Consider the following 17,452-nt stretch of genomic DNA (forward strand, 5'->3'; position numbering starts at 1 on the left):
TGCCAGCGAAACACACATCCACGCCCTATTTTGATCGGCTGCATTTGCCGCCATGTTTTCTCGTGTAGGAAAGCACCAGATTCTGCATCTTCTACGAGCTGCAGCTGCCCGCCCGTGGGCGCCGGGTGACGAGCATCGGCTCTATCAGAACGCGCTCGACCAGATCGAGCTGGCGGACCGGCTGGGCTACGACCATGCATCTCAGGTCGAACATCACTTCCTCGAAGAGTTTCCCCACTCACTGAGCCCTGAGTCCTTCCTCGCGGCGGCGAGCAAGCAGACCAAGATTTTCGCAAGCTAAATAATATAGCGCCAGCTAGGCCATCGAATAGCCCGATCCTGGCGAATAAACGAAATAAACGCAATAAACGAATCATTCGAAATGAGAGTCGCACCCCCCGGAACAGGTATCCTGGTACCGCTGCCGGGCCGGTCGCACCCGCCGCCACGTGCAAAGAACCCGTTCTAACGTCCTTTTAGAGCCCCTTTCGCCGGGCCGGCCGCCCTATCGCATCACCTTTTCGAAGCGGAAGGCCTCACCGTCGCCGGGCAGGTCATCGGGGCTCGGTCGATGCGGGTCCGGGTGATGCCGGTTGAAGAACTCGACGATCCTGAAGCCGCACTTGTTCACATAGAAGTGGATGTTGCGCTTCTCGAAGTAAGGCGTGTGCGTCTGCCACACGAGGGTCTGCGGATACCGCGCCTCGATGGCCTGCCAGGCCGCGTGCCCGATGCCCCTTCCATGGCCGCCGAGCGAGATGAAGAAGAGGTCCAGTGCGTTGCGGTGCGTGGCTTCGTCGATCATGACCACCGCACCGCCGACTTTGCGGCCTTCGGAGAGAATGCGCAGCGTGACGGCGCCGGGCGCGGCCAGCGAGGCGTCGAGGTCTTCGTCCGAAGGGATCGGGCCATCCGGCAGCGAGCCGAATTCCTCGATGACGGCCACGGCGAACGCTTCCTGCAACTCCCTCTTGAAGGCGGGAAGGTCGGCGGCCTCGGCGACGGCGAGCGTGATCTTCTTGCTGTTCATGCCGCGCTTCTAGTTCATGGCCGCCCCCGATGTCGCTTCATGGAGCGAAATAGGAGGACGCCCCCTCTTGCGGCGGGTCCATTGTCCGTCATGCTCTCTCCAAAAGGAGGGAACGCCATGAAATTCGGCATCTTCTACGAGCTGCAACTGCCCCGCCCGTGGGCCCCCGGTGACGAGCATCGGCTGTATCAGAACGCGCTCGACCAGGTCGAGCTGGCGGATCGGCTGGGCTACGATCATGCGTGGCAGGTCGAGCATCACTTCCTCGAAGAGTATTCCCACTCGCCCTCCCCTGAGTCCTTCCTCGCGGCAGCGAGCCAGCGGACCAAGAACATCCGTCTGGGCCACGGCATCTTCCAGGTGACGACCAACCATCCGACGCGCGTGGCCGAGCGCGTCGCGACCCTCGACCTGCTGTCGAACGGGCGCTGCGAGTTCGGCATGGGCGAGAGCGCCTCGATCACCGAGCTCGAGCCGTTCGGCGTCACCATGGAGAACAAGCGCGAGATCTTCGAGGAAGCGGTCCGCGCCATCATGCCGATGTTCAAGGACGGGCCCAGCGAGCACGCGGGCAAGGTCTGGAACATTCCCCTGCGCATGGTCGTGCCGAAGCCGCTGCAGAAGCCACACCCGCCGCTCTGGGTCGCCTGCTCGCAGCTGCAGACGCTGACCAAGGCCGGCGAATGGGGCATGGGGGCGCTGGGCTTCCAGTTCGTCTCGGCCGATGCCGCGCATGCCTGGGTGCACGCCTACTACAACGCCTTCGTGAAGCGGCAGAAGAAGCTCGCCGACTACAAGAGCAATCCCAACATCGCGCTGGTCAGCTTCTTCATGTGCGCCAAGACCGACGAGGAGGCGCGCGCCCGCGCCGACGGCGATACGTTCTTCCAGTTCGCGCTGCGCTTCTACGGCCAGTCGTCCGACCGGCGGCGGCCGGCCGCCGGCACGGTCAACATGTGGGAAGAGTACGAGAAGTGGAAGAAGGCCAACCCGGAGCAGCACGCGGCCTCGCTGCGCGGCGGGCTGATCGGCTCGCCGGACACGATCCGGCGCAAGCTGAAGAAGTTCCAGGAGTCGAACATCGACCAGGTCGTGCTGCTGAACCAGGCCGGCAAGAACCGCCACGAGGATATCTGCGAATCGCTCGAGCTGTTCGCGAAGGAAGTGATGCCCGAGTTCCAGGGCGCCCATCCCGAGTTGCTGAAGTGGAAGGAGCAGGTCCTCAACCGCGAGATCGACCTGGCGGAAATCGACACGACCGCCTTCACCGACCGCTACGGCGGCACGATGAAGGGCATCGCGCCGACGACACAGGCTGTCCCGCAGGGCGTACGCGCCGCAGAGTGAGGCGGCTCAGGGTACGACCATCGCATATGAGGTAAGGGTCCCTCACTACGTTCGGGATGACACCGTTTGTTTGATTGGCGCACTGCGCAAATCCCAACAAAATTGTCATCCCGAACGGAGTGAGGGACCTTTCACTTTCTTGGAACCGCCAACTACTCCGGCCTTACCAAGCCATATGCGATTGCCCTAGCTCAGGGCGCCAGATGCCCCAGCGGCAGGACGGCGCCTGCCTTCAAGGTCTGGATCGCGATGGTGCTCTTCACCTCGCGCACCAACGGCAGGTTGAGCAGCTTGCCCACCAGGAAGCGCTGATAGGCGTCGAGGTCGGGCACGGTCACCTCGAGCAGATAGTCGGCGTCGCCGGCGACCATGTGGCAGGCGACGACTTCCGGAAAGGCGATGGCTTCCTCCTCGAAGGTCGTGGCGCGGTCGTCGGCATGGCCCTCGATCTTCACGCCGACGAACACGGTGAGGCCTAGCCCGATGCGCTTGCGGCCGAGCATCGCGCGGTAGCCCTCGACATAACCCTCGCGCTCCAGCCGGTTGACCCGGCGCAGGCAGGGCGACGGCGACAGGCCCACCTTCTCGGCGAGATCGACATTGCTCAGCCGTCCGTCGGCCTGAAGCGCGGCCACGATGCGCCGGTCGATGGCATCCAGCTCTTCGATTGGCATCTTCGACTCTCCTGGCACGTACAGACGCTATCTCGTGCCACTGCACTGGCTTCCATGAGCCATGAAAGCAAGGACATGCCAACCGCGATCGACGAAAACTGACCTCGTTCCCCAAGGAGGACAGCATGACCGACCAGACTGAAATCGAGAGCTTCGCCGTACCCGGCGCCATCGCAGAGACGCTCCAGCGCTACATCGACGGCGCGCGCACGGGCGACATCGCCTTGCTGCGCTCGGCCTTCGCCGAGGGCGCCCGTGTGAGCGGCAGCTATGGCGGCAAGCCCGTCACCTGGAGCCTGGAGGAGTTCTGCGAGGCCGTCGCCAAGGGCGGGCCGGCGCCCGGCCTGCAAACCCGCATCGTGGTGATCGAGGCAGCCGGCGGGGCCGCGATGGCGCGGCTCGAGGCGCTCGACTGGCGTGGCACGCGCTACACGGATTTCTTCGTGATGGTCCGGCGCGAGGACGGCTGGCGGATCGACAGCAAGGTCTTCCATGCCCACACACGCGCCTGAAGGGCTGCCAGGAGGTCGCAGGAAAGTCACAGGAGACGTCATACGCTCGCCGCTTCCGTCAGCTAGTTAACGCCCACAAGACAAACCGCACCGGAGATGCGGCCAGTTTATCTTGCCCTGCGAACGGGATTGGGCCTCTAGTTGTGCGAGGGGAAGACGATGTCACGCAGCCTGGATGCTCCACTCAGTCCGAACGAGGAAGTGACATTGCGACGGGTCGCTCTCGGCATCTCGCCGCTGAAGGACCTCGCGCCGCGCGATCTCATGCGCCTGACATCTCTGTCGCTGGTCGAGATCGACGCCGGCGTGCCGCGCCTCACCGAGTTCGGGCGCCAGCGCTACCGCGCCCTTCCCCGTGCTGCAGACGTCAAGGATGTCACTCTGGAAGCGATGATCGCCGCGGTCGGCGAGAGGCTGCGCAAGACGACGGATTAGGCGGCGACAATGTGAAGTCTTTGCGACCTCCGCAACTGCCCGGGAAAGCTCGCGTTCATCACGCGACCCTTCCCAAGCAGGAGAGAGCAATGACCGACCTGACCCTGACTCCGAAGAACCTGATCGCCGCCGAACGTGTCACCGGCACCGACGTCTACAATCTGCAGGGCGACAAGCTCGGCACCGTCGAGGACATCATGATCGACAAGGTAAGCGGCCGCGCCATCTATGCCGTCATGTCGTTCGGTGGTTTCCTCGGCATCGGCGAGAAGCACCATCCCCTGCCGTGGTCGACACTGAAGTATGACGAGCGCCAGGGCGGCTACGTGGTGGCCCTCGACAGGAAGATCCTCGAAGGCGCCCCGACCTACGACGGTGCGGAAGACTTCAGCTGGACGCCCGACTACGGCCGCCAGGTCGACAAGTATTACGGCGTGCCGACCTACTGGTAAGGCACAGCGTCAATGATGCCGGCCAGATGCCTCATGCCGGGGCGACTGGCCGGCATTTTTTATGGCGTGACCTTCTGGCAGCCCGCCCCCTGCCAGCGGTAACCCTGCGCCGAGCCCGAGACCATCGTCCACTCGACGATGCAGCCCTGGCGCACCAGGGTCGGCGGGAAGCCGCCCATGGGCATCCACAGGCCACCGCCCCAGCCCCATCCCCAGCCGCCGAAGCGCTGGTACATCGGCGGCATGCCGGGATCGATGTACGACGTGTCCCATCGCCATTGCAGGATCTTGCTGCCGTCCTCGAGTTGGTAGCTGTTGTCGGGAATACGGCCCATGCTGTTCAGCAGCCCGGCCTCTGGCGCTCCGGCCATGGCGCGGAGCTGACCGTCGAACGCGGCCTCGCGTTCCGCCCGCGTCTCGCAGCCGGGCAGCAGCGTCAGAACGGCGAGGACCGCCAGAAGCGGTTTGAGTGTCATGTGGCGATAGTAGCGCGACATGGCTTGGCATTCACGCGCGGCTCGGGGATGTTCGCGGCGGGCGAACTCGGTTCGCTGAAGAACGGGAGACCGGATGGCATCGGCGTTGAGGTGGCTCGCCTTCGCAGTTTGCGTGGCGGGACTGGTGATGGGCCCGTTCCAGCGGACCTTCGAGGATGTCCGGCGCTACGGCTATCTCACCGACATCATGCCGTCCGACTGGCGGGCCACGAACGTCTGGCTCGACAGTAGCGAATGCACCGTGTCGCGCGGCGCGTGGCTGGCGGTGTGCGAGAACGACCGCCTGATCCCGATCTCCGAGCGGGCCATCGCCGACGATCCCGGCCATGCCCTGCTGCTCAGCGCCTGGGCCGCCCTCACCGGCGAGCGTGCCAGTCTGGTCGACGTGGCGCGGCTGAATACGCTCCTCAACCTGGCCGGGCTCGTGGCGCTCGCCGCCCTGCTGTTCTCCCTGCGGGCTTGGATCACTTCGATCTTTCTGCTCGCCCTGGGACCGGCCGAGTTCCTGGGATGGATGGGCACCTCGCCGCACTGGGCCTTCATCGGCATGGTGAGCCTGGCCGGAATCCTGCCGCTGGCGATCGCCACCCGCAGCAGCGCCGCGTGGATCGGGGGTGGGATCATCGCGCTGGCGCTGGTGACCCTGGTTCGCGAATCGATCGGCCTGATGGGCTTCGCGCTCACATTGGGCGCGGTGTGCGCGACGGCGCTTCGCGCGCCGCGCACGTCGCGGGCCCTGCCCCGCCTGGCGCTGATCCTCGTGCTCGCGGCCGGCGCCCTGCTCGCACCGAAATGGGCGACGATGGCGCGCGACGCCGCGCTTCCCATGGCGCCCGCCGAACGGCTTCAGACGCATGGCCTGTCGCACACGCTCTATCTCGGCCTGGGCTTCGTCGAGAACAAGTGGGGCATCCGCTACGACGACGACTACGGCGAGGACCTCGCCAACAAGGCCGGCATCGTCTTCTGCTCGCCCGAGTACTTCCGCATGATGTGGAAGCTCTATCTCGCGCGCATCGCCGAGGATCCGGTCGAGGTGGCCCGCATCTACTGGGAGAAGGCGGTGCGCCTGCTGGTCGTGCCGACGCTGCAGCCGGGACCGCCCTTCGGACTCGTCCTCCTCATCGGTCTCGCGCATCTGCTGGCGGCGACCTGGTTCGGGGCGTGGCGGCGCGTCGGCTTTCCGCAGGGCCTGGAGATCGAGTCGGTGTCGCTGGCCTTCCTCGGCCTCTTCCTCGCGCAGGCGATCCTGGCCTTGCCCAGCCACCTGTATGCCGTGCCGGTGAATGCGTTCATCCTGGTACTGTCCGGCGCGATCGTGGAGTTCTCCGCCCGGGCGCTGTGGACGGCGGTGCCGATCCGCCGGCGCGCTACTTGATCGCGCCCAGCGCCTTCTTGCACTCGTAGGTGAGCTGGTTGGTCCGCTGTTCATCGCACGGCTTCTGCCGCTCGATCATCAAGGCGATCACGTAGAAGGCGAACACGCCCAGGATCCAGGTGGTGATCGACCAGCCCATGGCGCTATCGAGCCGCCGGTGGAAATCAGGCGTGGCGCGCGACGGTGCCGCCACCGAAACGGCGCCGCGCACGAGCATGATCGTGAGGGGGAAGCTCGCCGCGCCGCAGGCCAGGTAAAGCAGAAAAACGTCGAGGGCGCTCATCTCACCAGGAAAGCTTGGGCATGGGAATCGGCCCGTTCTGCTTGGGTGCCCAGCCGCGGGCTTCCATGCAGCGCGCCATCAGGCGATCGAAGTTGTACTTGTACCCCTGGTTGGCCATGTCGGAGTACAGCTCCTGCTGACCGAAGCGTTCGCGCTCGCCCGAGAAGACGGCGCGGCGCTGATCGTCGATGTTGCGCTCCTGTTGCGTCATCGCACGCACCTGGGTCCGGCACTGCGACTGGTCCTTCGTGAACTGCTCGGCGTCGGCGCCTTCCTTGCTGAAGTCCCTGGGCGCGCAAGCCGACATCGCCGCCGCAGCCAGTACGAGGGCGATTGCGAGCTTCATGGGGTTCCGGCCAGGGCCGCCTCGATGGCCTTCAGCGCGTCGGACGCCTTGGCCCCGTTGGGACCGCCGCCCTGCGCCATGTCGGGCCGGCCGCCGCCGCCCTTGCCGCCCAGCGCCGCCACGCCCGCCTTCACGAGTTCGACCGCACTGTGGGTCTTGGCGAGATCCTCGGTGACGCCGACGACGGCCGAAGCCTTGCCATCCTCGACACCGATCAGCGCCACGACCCCCGAGCCCAGCTTCTTCTTGAACTCGTCGGCCATGCCCTTGAGGTCCTTGCCCGGCACGCCATTCAGCACCCGGCCGATCAGCTTGATCCCGCCGACATCGCGCACCTCGTCGGCCGCGGAACCGCCGCCCGAGCCACCGCCAGCCAATGCCAGCGCCCTGCGCGCATCCGACAGTTCGCGCTCGATCCTCTTCTGTCCCTCGACCAGCGCCGCCAGGCGCGCCGGCAGGTCCTCGGGCCGCACCTTCAAGGTCGCCGCGGCCTGGGCCAGCAGGTCGGCCTGATGGCGGACATGCGCCTCGGCCGCATTGCCGGCCAGCGCCTCGATGCGGCGGACACCGGCCGCGACCGCGCCCTCGCCCACGATCTTGAACAGGCCGATATCGCCGGTCCGCCTTGCATGCGTGCCGCCGCACAGCTCGACCGAGTATTTTTCGCCACCGGGGACGTCGGCATCGCCGCCCATCGTGAGGACGCGGACCTCGTCGCCGTACTTCTCGCCGAACAGCGCCATGGCGCCCGCGGCAATCGCCTCATCCGGGGTCATGAGGCGCGTCTCGACCGCCGAATTGTGGCGGATGCGGTCGTTCACCTCGTCCTCGACGTGGCGCAGCTCCTCGGCGGAGATCGCCTTGGTGTGGCTGATGTCGAAGCGCAGCCGGTCTGGCGCCACCAGCGAGCCCTTCTGCGTGACGTGCTTGCCGAGATGGCGGCGCAGCGCCTCGTGCAGCAGATGGGTGGCCGAATGATGCGCCCGCAGCTGGGCGCGGCGGACCGGGTCGATCGTCATGACCAGATCGTCGCCGACCTTGAGTTCGCCCTTCTCGACCGTGGTGTGATGGGCGTGGAGGTCGCCCACCATCTTCTGGACGTCGGCGACCGACGCTTCGTTGGCCCCGCTCGCCAGACGTCCCGCATCGCCCTGCTGGCCGCCCGACTCCGCATAAAACGGCGTTTGGTTGGTCACGATCCAGCCGGTCTGGCCGGCCTTCAGGGACTGGACTTCCTTGCCGTCGAGAAGGATCGCCTTGATCTGGCCCTCGGCGCGCTCGGTGTCGTAGCCCAGGAACTCGGTGGCGCCGGCTTTCTGGCGCACGTCGAACCAGATCGCCTGGTCCGCGGTCTCGCCGGAGCCCGCCCAGGCGGCCCGCGCCTTGGCGCGCTGCTCGTCCATCGACTTCTCGAAGCCGTCCGTGTCGACCTTGATGTCGCGCGCGCGCAGCACGTCCTGCGTGAGGTCGAGCGGGAAGCCGAACGTGTCGTAGAGCTTGAACGCGACCTCGCCCTTCAGCGTGCCGCCGGCGGTCAGCTCGCGCGTCTCGTCCTCCAGCAGCTTGAGGCCGGTGCCCAGCGTCTTCTTGAAGCGAGTCTCCTCGAGCTTCAGCGTCTCGGTGATCAGCGGCTGGGCGCGCGACAGCTCGGGATAGGCGTCGCCCATCTCGCGTACCAGCGTCGGCACCAGCTTGAAGACCACGGGGTCCTGCGCGCCCAGGATGTGGGCGTGGCGCATCGCGCGGCGCATGATACGGCGCAGCACGTAGCCGCGGCCTTCATTCGACGGCAGCACGCCGTCGGCGATCAGGAACGACGTCGCGCGCAGGTGATCGGCGATGACCTTGTGCGAGGCGCTCTGCTTGCCGTCGGGATCGACGCCGGTCTCGTGCGCCACCGCCTCGATCAGCGCGCGGAACAGGTCGATGTCGTAGTTGTTGTGCTTGTGCTGCAGGACGGCCGCGAGACGCTCGAGGCCCATGCCGGTGTCGATCGACGGCTTGGGCAGCGCGACGCGCTCTTCCTTGGTCACCTGCTCGAACTGCATGAAGACCAGGTTCCAGATCTCGATGAAGCGGTCGCCGTCTTGGTCCGGGCTGCCCGGCGGACCGCCGGGGATGCCCTCGCCATGGTCGTAGAAGATCTCCGAGCACGGGCCGCAGGGGCCGGTGTCGCCCATCGCCCAGAAATTGTCCGAGGTCGGGATGCGGATGATCTTGTCGTCGGACAGGCCCGCGATCTTCTTCCAGTGGCCCGCCGCTTCGTCGTCGGTGTGGAACACCGTGACCAGCAGCTTGTCCTTGGGCAGGCCGTAGTCCTTCGTCAGAAGGTTCCAGGCCAGCTCGATCGCGTGTTCCTTGAAATAGTCGCCGAACGAGAAGTTGCCCAGCATCTCGAAGAAGGTGTGATGGCGGGCTGTGTAGCCCACGTTCTCGAGGTCGTTGTGCTTGCCGCCGGCGCGGACGCACTTCTGCGAGGTCGAAGCGCGCGAATAGGAGCGCGTCTCCAGGCCGGTGAAGACGTTCTTGAACTGGACCATGCCGGCGTTCGTGAACATCAGCGTCGGGTCGTTGCGCGGCACCAGGGGGCTCGACTCAACGACTTCGTGGCCGTTCTTGCGGAAGTACTCTAGGAAGGTACGACGGATTTCGCTGACGCTTTGCATGCCGGCCTTGTAGCGTGCGCCCACCCGCCAAGTCCAGAACAGGGAACCCAGGGGAAATGGCCGCCGAGGCCCATTCTACCGCCACTCTTCGCCTCTCCGTGGGCGACCTCCGGATCGTCCATCCGATCACCGTACCGACCAGCCCCGTGCCGGCGGCTGACGTCGTGCCGGCCCTGCAGGGGCTGGTGAACGCCGTGGTCGCGGCCGCCGAGGCCGGCAAGGCGATTTCCTGCCGCAAGGGCTGCGGCGCCTGTTGCCGCCAGCTGGTGCCGGTCTCGCGCACGGAAGCTGAACGCCTGCTGTCGACGGTCGCGGCCCTGCCCGCGGAACGGCGCGCCGCGCTGGAAGGCCGGTTCGCCGCCGCCGAAGCCGCCCTTGCCGCCGCCGACCTCAAGGAGCGCAAGGGCCGTCCCGACCGGGAACTGTCGAAGGCCTACTTCGCGGTGGGCATTCCCTGCCCCTTCCTCGAGGAGGAGAGCTGCTCCATCCATCCCGACCGGCCGCTTGTCTGCCGGGAATATCTCGTCACCTCGCCCGCGGAACTCTGTGCCGGGCCCGAGCAGGAAGGGGTGACGCCGGTGCCTGTGCCCAAGGTCTCGCTGGCGGCGCGTGGCCTGCAGGACGAGCGCGAGGACTGGTTTCCGCTGGCGCTGCTGATGGATTGGGCGAAGAGCCGCCCCAAGATTGGGGCGCGGCGCACGGGACCGGAGTGGATCCAGCGATTTCTGAAGGGGATGTCGCGTAAGGCTTGAGGGGAGCGCGGCGCACTCGTGTCTGTTCTGCGCCGTGCGGGCTCTCGCGCCTCGCGCCTCGCGGCTTGTAGCCAAGCCGCTTGCAGGCGCTGCCGCGCGCCCCGCCCATTTTCTTATGCGCCTTGCGCATAAGAAAATGGGCGGTACCGCGCGTGGGGTGCGGTACCGCCCTTAGGGACCCGGAGACAGGGGATCAGGGTCCGCTATTCCTCGTCGTCGTCTTCCTTGCCGCCCTCCATCAGGGCGTTGGCGAGGATGCCGGCGTTGGCACGCACCTTGTTCTCGATCGCATTGGCGACCTCGGGGTGCTCCCGGAGGTAATTCTTGGCGTTCTCGCGGCCCTGGCCGATGCGGGTGCCATCATAGGAGTACCAGGAGCCCGATTTCTCGACGACGCCGGCCTTCTCGCCGAGATCGATCAGCTCGCCATTCTTGGACACGCCCTCGCCGTACATGATGTCGAATTCGACGACCTTGAACGGCGGCGCCACCTTGTTCTTCACGACCTTGACGCGCGTGGCATTGCCGACGACCTCGTCCTTGTCCTTGAGCGCACCGATGCGGCGGATGTCGAGGCGGACCGAGGCGTAGAACTTCAACGCATTGCCGCCCGTCGTCGTCTCGGGGCTGCCGAACATGACGCCGATCTTCATGCGGATCTGATTGATGAAGATCACCAGCGTGTTGGACTTGGAGATCGAGGCGGTGAGCTTGCGCAGCGCCTGGCTCATCAGGCGGGCATGCAGGCCCGGCAAGGAGTCACCCATCTCACCTTCGAGTTCGGCGCGCGGCACGAGGGCAGCGACCGAGTCGATCACCAGAACGTCGATGGCACCGGAGCGCACCAGCGTGTCGGCAATCTCGAGCGCCTGCTCGCCGGCGTCGGGCTGCGAGATCAGCAGGTTGCCGATGTCGACACCCAGCTTCTTGGCATAGCCCGGATCGAGTGCATGCTCGGCGTCGACGAAGGCGCAGGAACCGCCCTTCTTCTGCGACTCGGCAATCACGTGCAGCGCGAGCGTCGTCTTGCCCGAGCTTTCCGGTCCGTAGATTTCGACGATACGGCCCTTGGGCAGGCCGCCGATTCCCAGCGCGATATCGAGGCCCAGCGAGCCGGTCGAGATCGCCTCGATCTCCAGCGCCTCGCGCTGGCCCAGCTTCATGATGGAACCCTTGCCGAAGGCGCGCTCGATCTGGGCGAGAGCGGCGTCCAGCGCCTTGTTCTTGCTTTCCATGCCTTCTTTTTCGACCACCTTGAGCATCGCCGACATTGGCTCTCTCCTTCTTCCCATGCCCCTGTCAGGAGCGGCAATGCGGATAAGTCCGCAAAGGGTCTGGTCATCCAGTGGCGCCACTGTACCCATTTTGTTCCACACCGCAACGGAACAAATAAGTCACTGAAAGAGCTAATGTTCTTGACACAAGTTCTAGATACGTTCCTGTGCGTGACCTGTGGATAATTTGCCTTGAGGCCGCCCTCCATCGGGTCATCCGCCTATCGCGCGCGCTACCGAGATGTACAGGGGGATGCCGAACAACAGGTTGAACGGGAAGGTCACGCCCAGCGAGAGCGTGAGCGGGATCGCCGCGTTCGCCTGAGGCAGGGCGAGCCGCATCGCCGCCGGGACCGCGATGTACGAGGCCGAGGCCGCGAGCGTGATGAAGACGGCCATCCCTCCGGTGGACAATCCGATCCAAGGCGCAAGAAGTGCTGCACACGTGCCGCCGATCAGGGGCATGACGATCGCGAACACCGCGAGGCGCACCGACAGCAGCCGCCGCTCGTCGCGCAGCCCCCGGCCGGCCACGAGTCCCATGTCGAGCAGGAACAGGCAGAGGAAACCTGGAAAGGCATCGACGAGGAAGGGCTTCAGCAGCACCTGCCCCCGATCGCCGGTGATGACGCCGATCAGGAACGAGCCGAGCAGCATGACGACCGCGCCGTTCAGCAGGATTTCGCGCACCAACTCGATCCCCCGCCCCTGCGCCTGCCCGCCCCGCGCGAGGAGGAGTGCGCTCAGGATCGCCGGCGTCTCCATCGCCGCGGCAACCGCGATCATATAGCCCTCGAACGGAATGCCGAGTTGCCCGAGGGCGCTCGTAACCGCGACCAGTGTGACGGCGGAGATCGAGCCGTAATGGGCCGCCACAGATGCCGCATCGGGGACCGAGAGCCGTGTGGCCGCGCGCAGCAATGCGAAGGCCACGAACGGGATGGCGAAGGACAGCATCACGCCCGCCGCCAGGGCGGTCGCGAGGGTGGCGGACAGCCCATGATGGGCGACCTCGACGCCGCCGCGGAAGCCGATCGACATCATCAGATAGAGCGACAGCAGCTTCGCCACCGAGCCTGGAATGGAGAGATCGGAGCGGGCAAGGCTGAGGGCGGCGCCGAGCACGAAGAACAGCACCATCGGCGACAGGATGTTCTGGCCGGCGAGATCGAAGAAGGACATGGGGGGCCTCGGCGTTTTCGGTGCCCTCCATTAGGCGGTGGCGTCTCCACCGGGAAATTGATAGTTGGCGGCATATTATTGAGGAAAATTGATAAATCATGACCCGGCTGCACAACCTGGACGTCGATCTCCTCCGGGCGTTCGTGACGGTTGCCGACCTCGGCAGCTTCACGCGCGCCGCCGAAACGCTGCTGCGCCGCCAGTCGACGCTCAGCCTGCAGATCAAGCGCCTCGAGGACGGGCTCGGCAAACGCCTGCTCGACCGCGCGACGCGCCACGTCCGCCTCACTGCCGAGGGTGACGCCCTCCTGCCGCATGCCCGGCAAATGCTTGAATTGAACGATCGGCTGGTCGCCAGCCTCGCGCAGCCCGCGCTGGCCGGGATCGTGCGCCTGGGCACGCCGGAGGATTTTGCGACCAGCTACCTGCCGCAGGTCCTGGCGCGGTTCGCACAGGCCTATCCCGCCGTGCAGCTCGAAGTGACGTGCGACCTCACGCTCACCCTGGTCGAGCGTTTCCGTGAGGGCGCGTTCGACCTCGTGCTGGTCAAGCGCGAGCCCGAACGGTCCAACCGGGGCGTCCGCGTATGGCGCGAGCCGCTGGTGTGGGTCGCCGCCGATCAACGGGTGCTGCCCGAGGAGGGTCCCCTGCCCCTCGTCGTCTCGCCGCCCCCTTGTGTCTACCGCAAGCGCGCCACGGATAGCCTGAACCGCGTGCATCGCCGCTGGCGGGTTGCCTACAGCTGTGCCTCGCTTGCCGGCCAGCACGCCGCCGTGAAGGCCGGCCTCGGCGTCACCGTACTGCCGAAGGACATGGTGCCGGCCGGACTCACCGTGGTGGAAAGGCGCTCGATGCTGCCGGACCTGCACGACACCGAGATCGCCCTCCTCGCCGCGCGCGGCCTGGGCGCACCGGCCCGCAGGCTGCACGACCACATCGTTCGATCACTGGAAGACGTCGGAAGACTCTGACGGAGTCTTCTTCAAGGGCGCCTCGTTGCGCTATTTGGGTCCGAGCAGCCCGGCCGTCTTCAGCCCGTCGATGCCCGCTGCGTCATAGCCGATCTCCGCCAGCACCTCGTCATTGTGCTGGCCGATCTCCGGCGGATTGGAGACGAGCGGCGGCCGCCAGCCCATCATCTGGAAAGGCAGCAGCGGCAGCCGCGTCTGCACGCCGCCGGACAGAGTGGTCGGCGCCAGCGAGCCGTTCGCCAGCAGGTGCGGATGTTCGAACAGGTCCTGCGGCCGCGCGACCGGCGCGAAGGAGATGTCCGCCTCGAGGCACATCTGCTCGAGCGCCTCCTTGGTGTAGGCCTTGAACACCTCGGCGACCTTCGGCACCAGCCATGGCCGCGCCTCGATGCGCAGGTTGTTGGTGGCGAGCTTCGGGTCGGCAGCCAACTCGGGCTGCTTGAAGAATTCGCAGAAGCGCTTCCACTGGCCGTCGCTGGTGATGCCGACGAAGACCTGCAGATCGTCGGCCGTGTTGAAGATCTCGTAGACCGCCCAGGAGCTCACCCGCTCGGGCATCGGCGGCGGTGCAGCGCCGTTGATCGCCGTGATCGCGAGATGTTGGCCCATCAGAAAGACGACCGATTCGAAGAGCGCGCTCTCGACCAGCCCGCCCTTCCCCGTCCGGTCGCGCTGCTTCAGCGCCAGCACCGTCCCGAAAGCGCCGAACATGCCGCCGACGATGTCGATCACCGAGGTGCCGGCACGCAGCGGTCGCCCGCTGGGGCCGGTCATGTAGGCGAGCCCGCCCATCATCTGCACGACCTCGTCGAGCGCCGGCCGCTTCTCGTAGGGCCCAGGCAGGAAGCCCTTCAGTGCGCAATAGACGAGACGCGGGTTGATCTTCTCGAGATCCGCCGGCCCGAGCTTGCGCTTGGCCATCGAGCCCGGCGCGAAGTTCTCGATCAGCACGTCGGCCTTTTCGAGGAGCTTCACCAGCACCTTGCGACCCTCGGGCGAATCGGCGTCGAGCGCCAGGCTCTTCTTGTTGCGATTGAAGTAGCCGAAGAAGCCCGCACCGAAGCCGCGCAGCTTGCGCGTGCGGTCACCATCGACCGGCTCGACCTTGATCACCTCGGCGCCCAGGTCGGCCAGGATCATGCCGCAGGACGGCCCCAGGATCGTGTGGGTGAGTTCGACGACGCGGACGCCCTTGAGGGGCGGTTCAAACGATGAGGTCATGCCCCCTCAGATACCTCACCCCGTCGGGGCGAGCCACGTGTCGATATCCTTGGTGAGCGGCAGACCGGCCGCCTCGGCGAGGACCCGATGGCCCATGCTAGCACCGACCATGAACGCCTCCTGGTGCGGCAGCGCGTTGGCCTTGAGCATCGCGCGGATGGCCGGCCCGTCATGGCCCCAGCCGACCGCCTCGACCTTGCCGTCGAAGGCGCGGTTGAGGATCGCCAGGAAGCCGGCGCGCTCCTCCTCGGAAAGACCCGGCACGGCGTCGATGTCGCCCAGGATGAAGAGACGGCCGCGGAACTTCGCCACCAGGGAGGCGACGGAATTGCGCGGCTCGACAATAATTTCGCGGTTCGGACCGCGGCGGACACGTGCAGCCAGCGACAGCGGCATCACGGCGGCGCTGAGATGGGCGCCCGAATCCATGATCACAGAGGTGAGTTCACGATAGGTGATTCCGAGCCGCTCGGCCCGCTTCAGCCGCATCATCGCCACTTCGGGTTTGGGCGTCTTCCAGGCCTTGGCGGCGGCGCGGCGCCACACCCAGGCTTCCCACGACATGTCGAAGGTCGGCCCGTTATTGTGCCCGATGCCCGGGCGGCGTAGCAGCACCTCGACATTTGCATGCCGGACTGCAAGACGGTCGAAACGATCACCCATCGGGTCTATTCTAGAGCAGTTCGGGCGCAGGTAAAACGCGCTATACGAACGCCAATGACCTCCTGCTGAGGAGCGAGCGCAGCCAGCGTTTCGAGGCATGGGAACGAGCCCTTCGCTCGTTGCCCACCCTTCGAGACGCGGCCCTTCCGGGCCGCTCCTCAGGATGAGGTCCAGGTCAGGTGAGGAGCGAGGCGTGGACGATTTTCAGGTCGATGTACTGGTTGTGGGTGCGGGCAATGCCGCGGCGTGTGCGGCTCTGGCGGCGCGTGAGACGGGCGCGTCGGTGGCCATGCTGGAGGCGGCTCCCGAGGCCGAGCGCGGCGGCAACAGCACCTATACGGCCGGCGCGATGCGCGTGGTCTTCCACGGCGTCGACGATCTGGTGCAGCTCTACGACCTCACCGAGGACGAGAAGCACGACGTCGATTTCGGCAGCTATACCGCAGACCAGTATCTCGACGACATGGGCCGGGTGACCAACTACCGCTGCGACCCCGAACTGACCGACATCCTGATCGGCCGCTCCTTCGAGACGATGAAGTGGATGCGCTCCAAGGGCGTGCGATTCCAGCCCTCCTACGGTCGCCAGGCCTTCAAGGTGAACGGCAAGTACAAGTTCTGGGGCGGCCTCGCGGTCGAGGCCTGGGGCGGCGGACCGGGCCTCGTCGATCTCGAGCACAAGGCCGCCGTCAAGGCCGGCATCCCCATTCATTACGAGACGGCGGCGGTGTCGCTGATCGAGGAAGACGGCGTCGTGCGCGGCGTCATCGCCCGCCACAAGGGCCGCAAGGTCAGGATCGGCGCCAAGGCCGTCGTGCTGGCCTGCGGCGGCTTCGAGAGCAACACCGAGATGCGCACCCGCTATCTCGGACCGACCTGGGATCTCGCCAAGGTGCGCGGCACCCGCTTCAACACCGGCGCCGGCATCAACATGGCGCTGGCGATCGGTGCCAAGCCGCACGGCAACTGGTCGGGCGGCCACGCCGTCGGCTGGGACATGAACGCGCCGGAATTCGGCGACCTCGATGTCGGCGACAATTTCCAGAAGCACTCCTACCCGCTCGGCATCATGGTGAACGCCAACGGCCTGCGCTTCGTCGACGAGGGCGCGGATTTCCGCAATTACACCTACGCCAAGTACGGCGCGGTGATCCTGGCGCAGCCGCAGCAGTTTGCCTGGCAGATCTTCGACTCGAAGGTGCTCGACAAGCTGCGCGACGAATACCGCATCAAGCGCATGACCAAGGTGCGCGCCGACACGATCGAGGAGCTGGCGAAGAAGCTCGAGGGCGTCGACGAGCAGCAGTTCCTGAAGACCATCAAGGAATGGAATGCCGCGGTGATGACCGAGGTGCCGTTCAACCCGGCGATCAAGGATGGCCGCGGCACGCGGGGCCTCGCCGTTCCGAAGACCAACTGGGCCAACACGATCGACCAGGGACCGTTCGAGGCCTATGCCGTGACCTGCGGTCTCACCTTTACCTTCGGCGGTCTGAAGATCAGCAACGAGGGCGAGGTCGAGAACACCGACGGCCACGCGATCCCGGGCCTGTTCGCCGCGGGCGAGCTCGTGGGCGGGTTGTTCTATCATAACTATCCCGGCGGCACGGGTCTGGTCTCCGGCGCGGTGCTGGGCAAGCTCGCGGGCGACGGCGCCGGCAAGTACGTCGCGGGAAAGAACTGAGCCCCGCTTGCCGCTCGCCGGAATTGGCTTCAAGGTCCGGGCAAATTGAGGTTGCGCGACGCGGATGAACCGCGCGCGCCACAGG

Annotated in this window: 19 protein-coding genes; 9 read left to right on the top strand and 10 right to left on the bottom strand. The window is 66.1% G+C overall.

From position 1 onward, the window contains the following. Positions 1–52: 52 nt before the first annotated feature. Positions 53–301: a hypothetical protein gene (locus ACQY78_RS05250; RefSeq protein WP_428683432.1), complete on the top strand. Its 249-nt coding sequence runs from the start codon at positions 53–55 to the stop codon at positions 299–301. A 204-nt stretch (positions 302–505) separates the two neighbouring features. Here ACQY78_RS05250 and ACQY78_RS05255 read toward each other — a convergent pair whose 3' ends face one another. Continuing rightward, entirely contained in the window at positions 506–1,030 is a 525-nt protein-coding gene (locus ACQY78_RS05255; protein WP_428683434.1) for a GNAT family N-acetyltransferase, read from the bottom strand. Between the two features lie 117 nt (positions 1,031–1,147). On the opposite strand from ACQY78_RS05255, the gene ACQY78_RS05260 reads away from it, so the two are divergent. Next, a complete protein-coding gene (locus ACQY78_RS05260; protein ID WP_428683436.1) occupies positions 1,148–2,377 on the top strand; it encodes an LLM class flavin-dependent oxidoreductase in 1,230 nt (409 codons plus the stop codon). 191 nt (positions 2,378–2,568) lie between these two features. Here ACQY78_RS05260 and ACQY78_RS05265 read toward each other — a convergent pair whose 3' ends face one another. Further along, positions 2,569–3,051: an Lrp/AsnC family transcriptional regulator gene (locus ACQY78_RS05265; protein ID WP_428683438.1), complete on the bottom strand. Its 483-nt coding sequence runs from the start codon at positions 3,049–3,051 to the stop codon at positions 2,569–2,571. Positions 3,052–3,176: 125 nt separating this feature from the next. Here ACQY78_RS05265 and ACQY78_RS05270 point away from each other — a divergent pair, with 125 nt between their 5' ends. From ACQY78_RS05270 to ACQY78_RS05280, 3 genes are all read left to right on the top strand, one after another. Continuing rightward, complete coding sequence (locus ACQY78_RS05270; protein WP_428683440.1) at positions 3,177–3,563, top strand: nuclear transport factor 2 family protein; 387 nt, start codon at positions 3,177–3,179, stop codon at positions 3,561–3,563. 159 nt (positions 3,564–3,722) lie between these two features. Then, positions 3,723–3,998, top strand: coding sequence for a hypothetical protein (locus ACQY78_RS05275; RefSeq protein ID WP_428683442.1), 276 nt, complete (start codon positions 3,723–3,725; stop codon positions 3,996–3,998). Positions 3,999–4,087: 89 nt separating this feature from the next. Beyond that, entirely contained in the window at positions 4,088–4,450 is a 363-nt protein-coding gene (locus ACQY78_RS05280) for a PRC-barrel domain-containing protein (protein WP_428683444.1), read from the top strand. A 59-nt stretch (positions 4,451–4,509) separates the two neighbouring features. Here ACQY78_RS05280 and ACQY78_RS05285 read toward each other — a convergent pair whose 3' ends face one another. Then, positions 4,510–4,947, bottom strand: coding sequence for a hypothetical protein (locus tag ACQY78_RS05285; RefSeq protein ID WP_428683446.1), 438 nt, complete (start codon positions 4,945–4,947; stop codon positions 4,510–4,512). 73 nt (positions 4,948–5,020) lie between these two features. On the opposite strand from ACQY78_RS05285, the gene ACQY78_RS05290 reads away from it, so the two are divergent. Continuing rightward, positions 5,021–6,325 carry a hypothetical protein gene (locus ACQY78_RS05290; protein ID WP_428683448.1) on the top strand — a complete coding sequence of 435 codons (1,305 nt, stop codon included), beginning with the start codon at positions 5,021–5,023 and terminating at the stop codon, positions 6,323–6,325. Here the strand turns inward: ACQY78_RS05290 and ACQY78_RS05295 are convergent. From ACQY78_RS05295 to alaS, 3 genes are read right to left on the bottom strand one after another with little or no spacing between them, the layout of a single operon-like run. Next, positions 6,318–6,608: a hypothetical protein gene (locus ACQY78_RS05295; RefSeq protein WP_428683450.1), complete on the bottom strand. Its 291-nt coding sequence runs from the start codon at positions 6,606–6,608 to the stop codon at positions 6,318–6,320. The genes ACQY78_RS05290 and ACQY78_RS05295 overlap by 8 nt on opposite strands. Before the next feature lies 1 nt (position 6,609). Further along, positions 6,610–6,954 (bottom strand): hypothetical protein, encoded by a 345-nt coding sequence (locus tag ACQY78_RS05300; RefSeq protein WP_425065186.1) that lies wholly within the window; start codon positions 6,952–6,954, stop codon positions 6,610–6,612. Then, positions 6,951–9,620 carry an alanine--tRNA ligase gene (alaS, locus tag ACQY78_RS05305; protein ID WP_428683452.1) on the bottom strand — a complete coding sequence of 890 codons (2,670 nt, stop codon included), beginning with the start codon at positions 9,618–9,620 and terminating at the stop codon, positions 6,951–6,953. The genes ACQY78_RS05300 and alaS overlap by 4 nt, the downstream gene beginning before the upstream one ends. Before the next feature lie 56 nt (positions 9,621–9,676). Here alaS and ACQY78_RS05310 point away from each other — a divergent pair, with 56 nt between their 5' ends. Beyond that, positions 9,677–10,372 carry a YkgJ family cysteine cluster protein gene (locus ACQY78_RS05310; protein WP_428683454.1) on the top strand — a complete coding sequence of 232 codons (696 nt, stop codon included), beginning with the start codon at positions 9,677–9,679 and terminating at the stop codon, positions 10,370–10,372. Between the two features lie 203 nt (positions 10,373–10,575). Here ACQY78_RS05310 and recA read toward each other — a convergent pair whose 3' ends face one another. Both recA and ACQY78_RS05320 read right to left on the bottom strand, forming a co-directional pair. Then, positions 10,576–11,643, bottom strand: a complete 1,068-nt coding sequence (gene recA / locus ACQY78_RS05315; protein WP_428683456.1) for a recombinase RecA — start codon at positions 11,641–11,643, stop codon at positions 10,576–10,578. A gap of 216 nt (positions 11,644–11,859) precedes the next feature. Next, positions 11,860–12,828, bottom strand: coding sequence for a sodium-dependent bicarbonate transport family permease (locus ACQY78_RS05320; RefSeq protein ID WP_428683458.1), 969 nt, complete (start codon positions 12,826–12,828; stop codon positions 11,860–11,862). Between the two features lie 98 nt (positions 12,829–12,926). Between ACQY78_RS05320 and ACQY78_RS05325 the strand changes: the two genes are divergently transcribed. Continuing rightward, positions 12,927–13,799: a LysR substrate-binding domain-containing protein gene (locus ACQY78_RS05325; RefSeq protein WP_428683460.1), complete on the top strand. Its 873-nt coding sequence runs from the start codon at positions 12,927–12,929 to the stop codon at positions 13,797–13,799. A 30-nt stretch (positions 13,800–13,829) separates the two neighbouring features. Here the strand turns inward: ACQY78_RS05325 and ACQY78_RS05330 are convergent, their stop codons facing one another. After that, positions 13,830–15,020 carry a CaiB/BaiF CoA transferase family protein gene (locus ACQY78_RS05330; RefSeq protein ID WP_428683462.1) on the bottom strand — a complete coding sequence of 397 codons (1,191 nt, stop codon included), beginning with the start codon at positions 15,018–15,020 and terminating at the stop codon, positions 13,830–13,832. 15 nt (positions 15,021–15,035) lie between these two features. Then, entirely contained in the window at positions 15,036–15,683 is a 648-nt protein-coding gene (locus tag ACQY78_RS05335) for a hypothetical protein (RefSeq protein WP_428683464.1), read from the bottom strand. Positions 15,684–15,876: 193 nt separating this feature from the next. Here ACQY78_RS05335 and tcuA point away from each other — a divergent pair, with 193 nt between their 5' ends. Continuing rightward, on the top strand, positions 15,877–17,367 hold the full coding sequence (tcuA, locus tag ACQY78_RS05340) for an FAD-dependent tricarballylate dehydrogenase TcuA (protein WP_428683466.1): 1,491 nt from the start codon (positions 15,877–15,879) through the stop codon (positions 17,365–17,367). Positions 17,368–17,452: the final 85 nt, after the last annotated feature.

The sequence above is a fragment of the Reyranella sp. genome (assembly GCF_965279625.1).
GTDB lineage: Bacteria > Pseudomonadota > Alphaproteobacteria > Reyranellales > Reyranellaceae > Reyranella.

What these genes read in the sequence shown, in the direction of transcription:
- ACQY78_RS05290 (WP_428683448.1), top strand. Translation starts at nt 5,021, where the DNA reads ATGGCATCGGCGTTGAGGTGGCTCGCCTTCGCAGTTTGCGTGGCGGGA.
- ACQY78_RS05320 (WP_428683458.1), bottom strand. Translation starts at nt 12,828, where the DNA reads ATGTCCTTCTTCGATCTCGCCGGCCAGAACATCCTGTCGCCGATGGTG.
- alaS (WP_428683452.1), bottom strand. Translation starts at nt 9,620, where the DNA reads ATGCAAAGCGTCAGCGAAATCCGTCGTACCTTCCTAGAGTACTTCCGC.
- ACQY78_RS05330 (WP_428683462.1), bottom strand. Translation starts at nt 15,020, where the DNA reads ATGACCTCATCGTTTGAACCGCCCCTCAAGGGCGTCCGCGTCGTCGAA.
- ACQY78_RS05285 (WP_428683446.1), bottom strand. Translation starts at nt 4,947, where the DNA reads ATGTCGCGCTACTATCGCCACATGACACTCAAACCGCTTCTGGCGGTC.
- ACQY78_RS05335 (WP_428683464.1), bottom strand. Translation starts at nt 15,683, where the DNA reads ATGGGTGATCGTTTCGACCGTCTTGCAGTCCGGCATGCAAATGTCGAG.
- ACQY78_RS05325 (WP_428683460.1), top strand. Translation starts at nt 12,927, where the DNA reads ATGACCCGGCTGCACAACCTGGACGTCGATCTCCTCCGGGCGTTCGTG.
- ACQY78_RS05310 (WP_428683454.1), top strand. Translation starts at nt 9,677, where the DNA reads ATGGCCGCCGAGGCCCATTCTACCGCCACTCTTCGCCTCTCCGTGGGC.
- ACQY78_RS05295 (WP_428683450.1), bottom strand. Translation starts at nt 6,608, where the DNA reads ATGAGCGCCCTCGACGTTTTTCTGCTTTACCTGGCCTGCGGCGCGGCG.
- recA (WP_428683456.1), bottom strand. Translation starts at nt 11,643, where the DNA reads ATGTCGGCGATGCTCAAGGTGGTCGAAAAAGAAGGCATGGAAAGCAAG.
- ACQY78_RS05280 (WP_428683444.1), top strand. Translation starts at nt 4,088, where the DNA reads ATGACCGACCTGACCCTGACTCCGAAGAACCTGATCGCCGCCGAACGT.
- ACQY78_RS05260 (WP_428683436.1), top strand. Translation starts at nt 1,148, where the DNA reads ATGAAATTCGGCATCTTCTACGAGCTGCAACTGCCCCGCCCGTGGGCC.
- ACQY78_RS05265 (WP_428683438.1), bottom strand. Translation starts at nt 3,051, where the DNA reads ATGCCAATCGAAGAGCTGGATGCCATCGACCGGCGCATCGTGGCCGCG.
- ACQY78_RS05255 (WP_428683434.1), bottom strand. Translation starts at nt 1,030, where the DNA reads ATGAACAGCAAGAAGATCACGCTCGCCGTCGCCGAGGCCGCCGACCTT.
- ACQY78_RS05300 (WP_425065186.1), bottom strand. Translation starts at nt 6,954, where the DNA reads ATGAAGCTCGCAATCGCCCTCGTACTGGCTGCGGCGGCGATGTCGGCT.
- ACQY78_RS05275 (WP_428683442.1), top strand. Translation starts at nt 3,723, where the DNA reads ATGTCACGCAGCCTGGATGCTCCACTCAGTCCGAACGAGGAAGTGACA.
- ACQY78_RS05270 (WP_428683440.1), top strand. Translation starts at nt 3,177, where the DNA reads ATGACCGACCAGACTGAAATCGAGAGCTTCGCCGTACCCGGCGCCATC.
- ACQY78_RS05250 (WP_428683432.1), top strand. Translation starts at nt 53, where the DNA reads ATGTTTTCTCGTGTAGGAAAGCACCAGATTCTGCATCTTCTACGAGCT.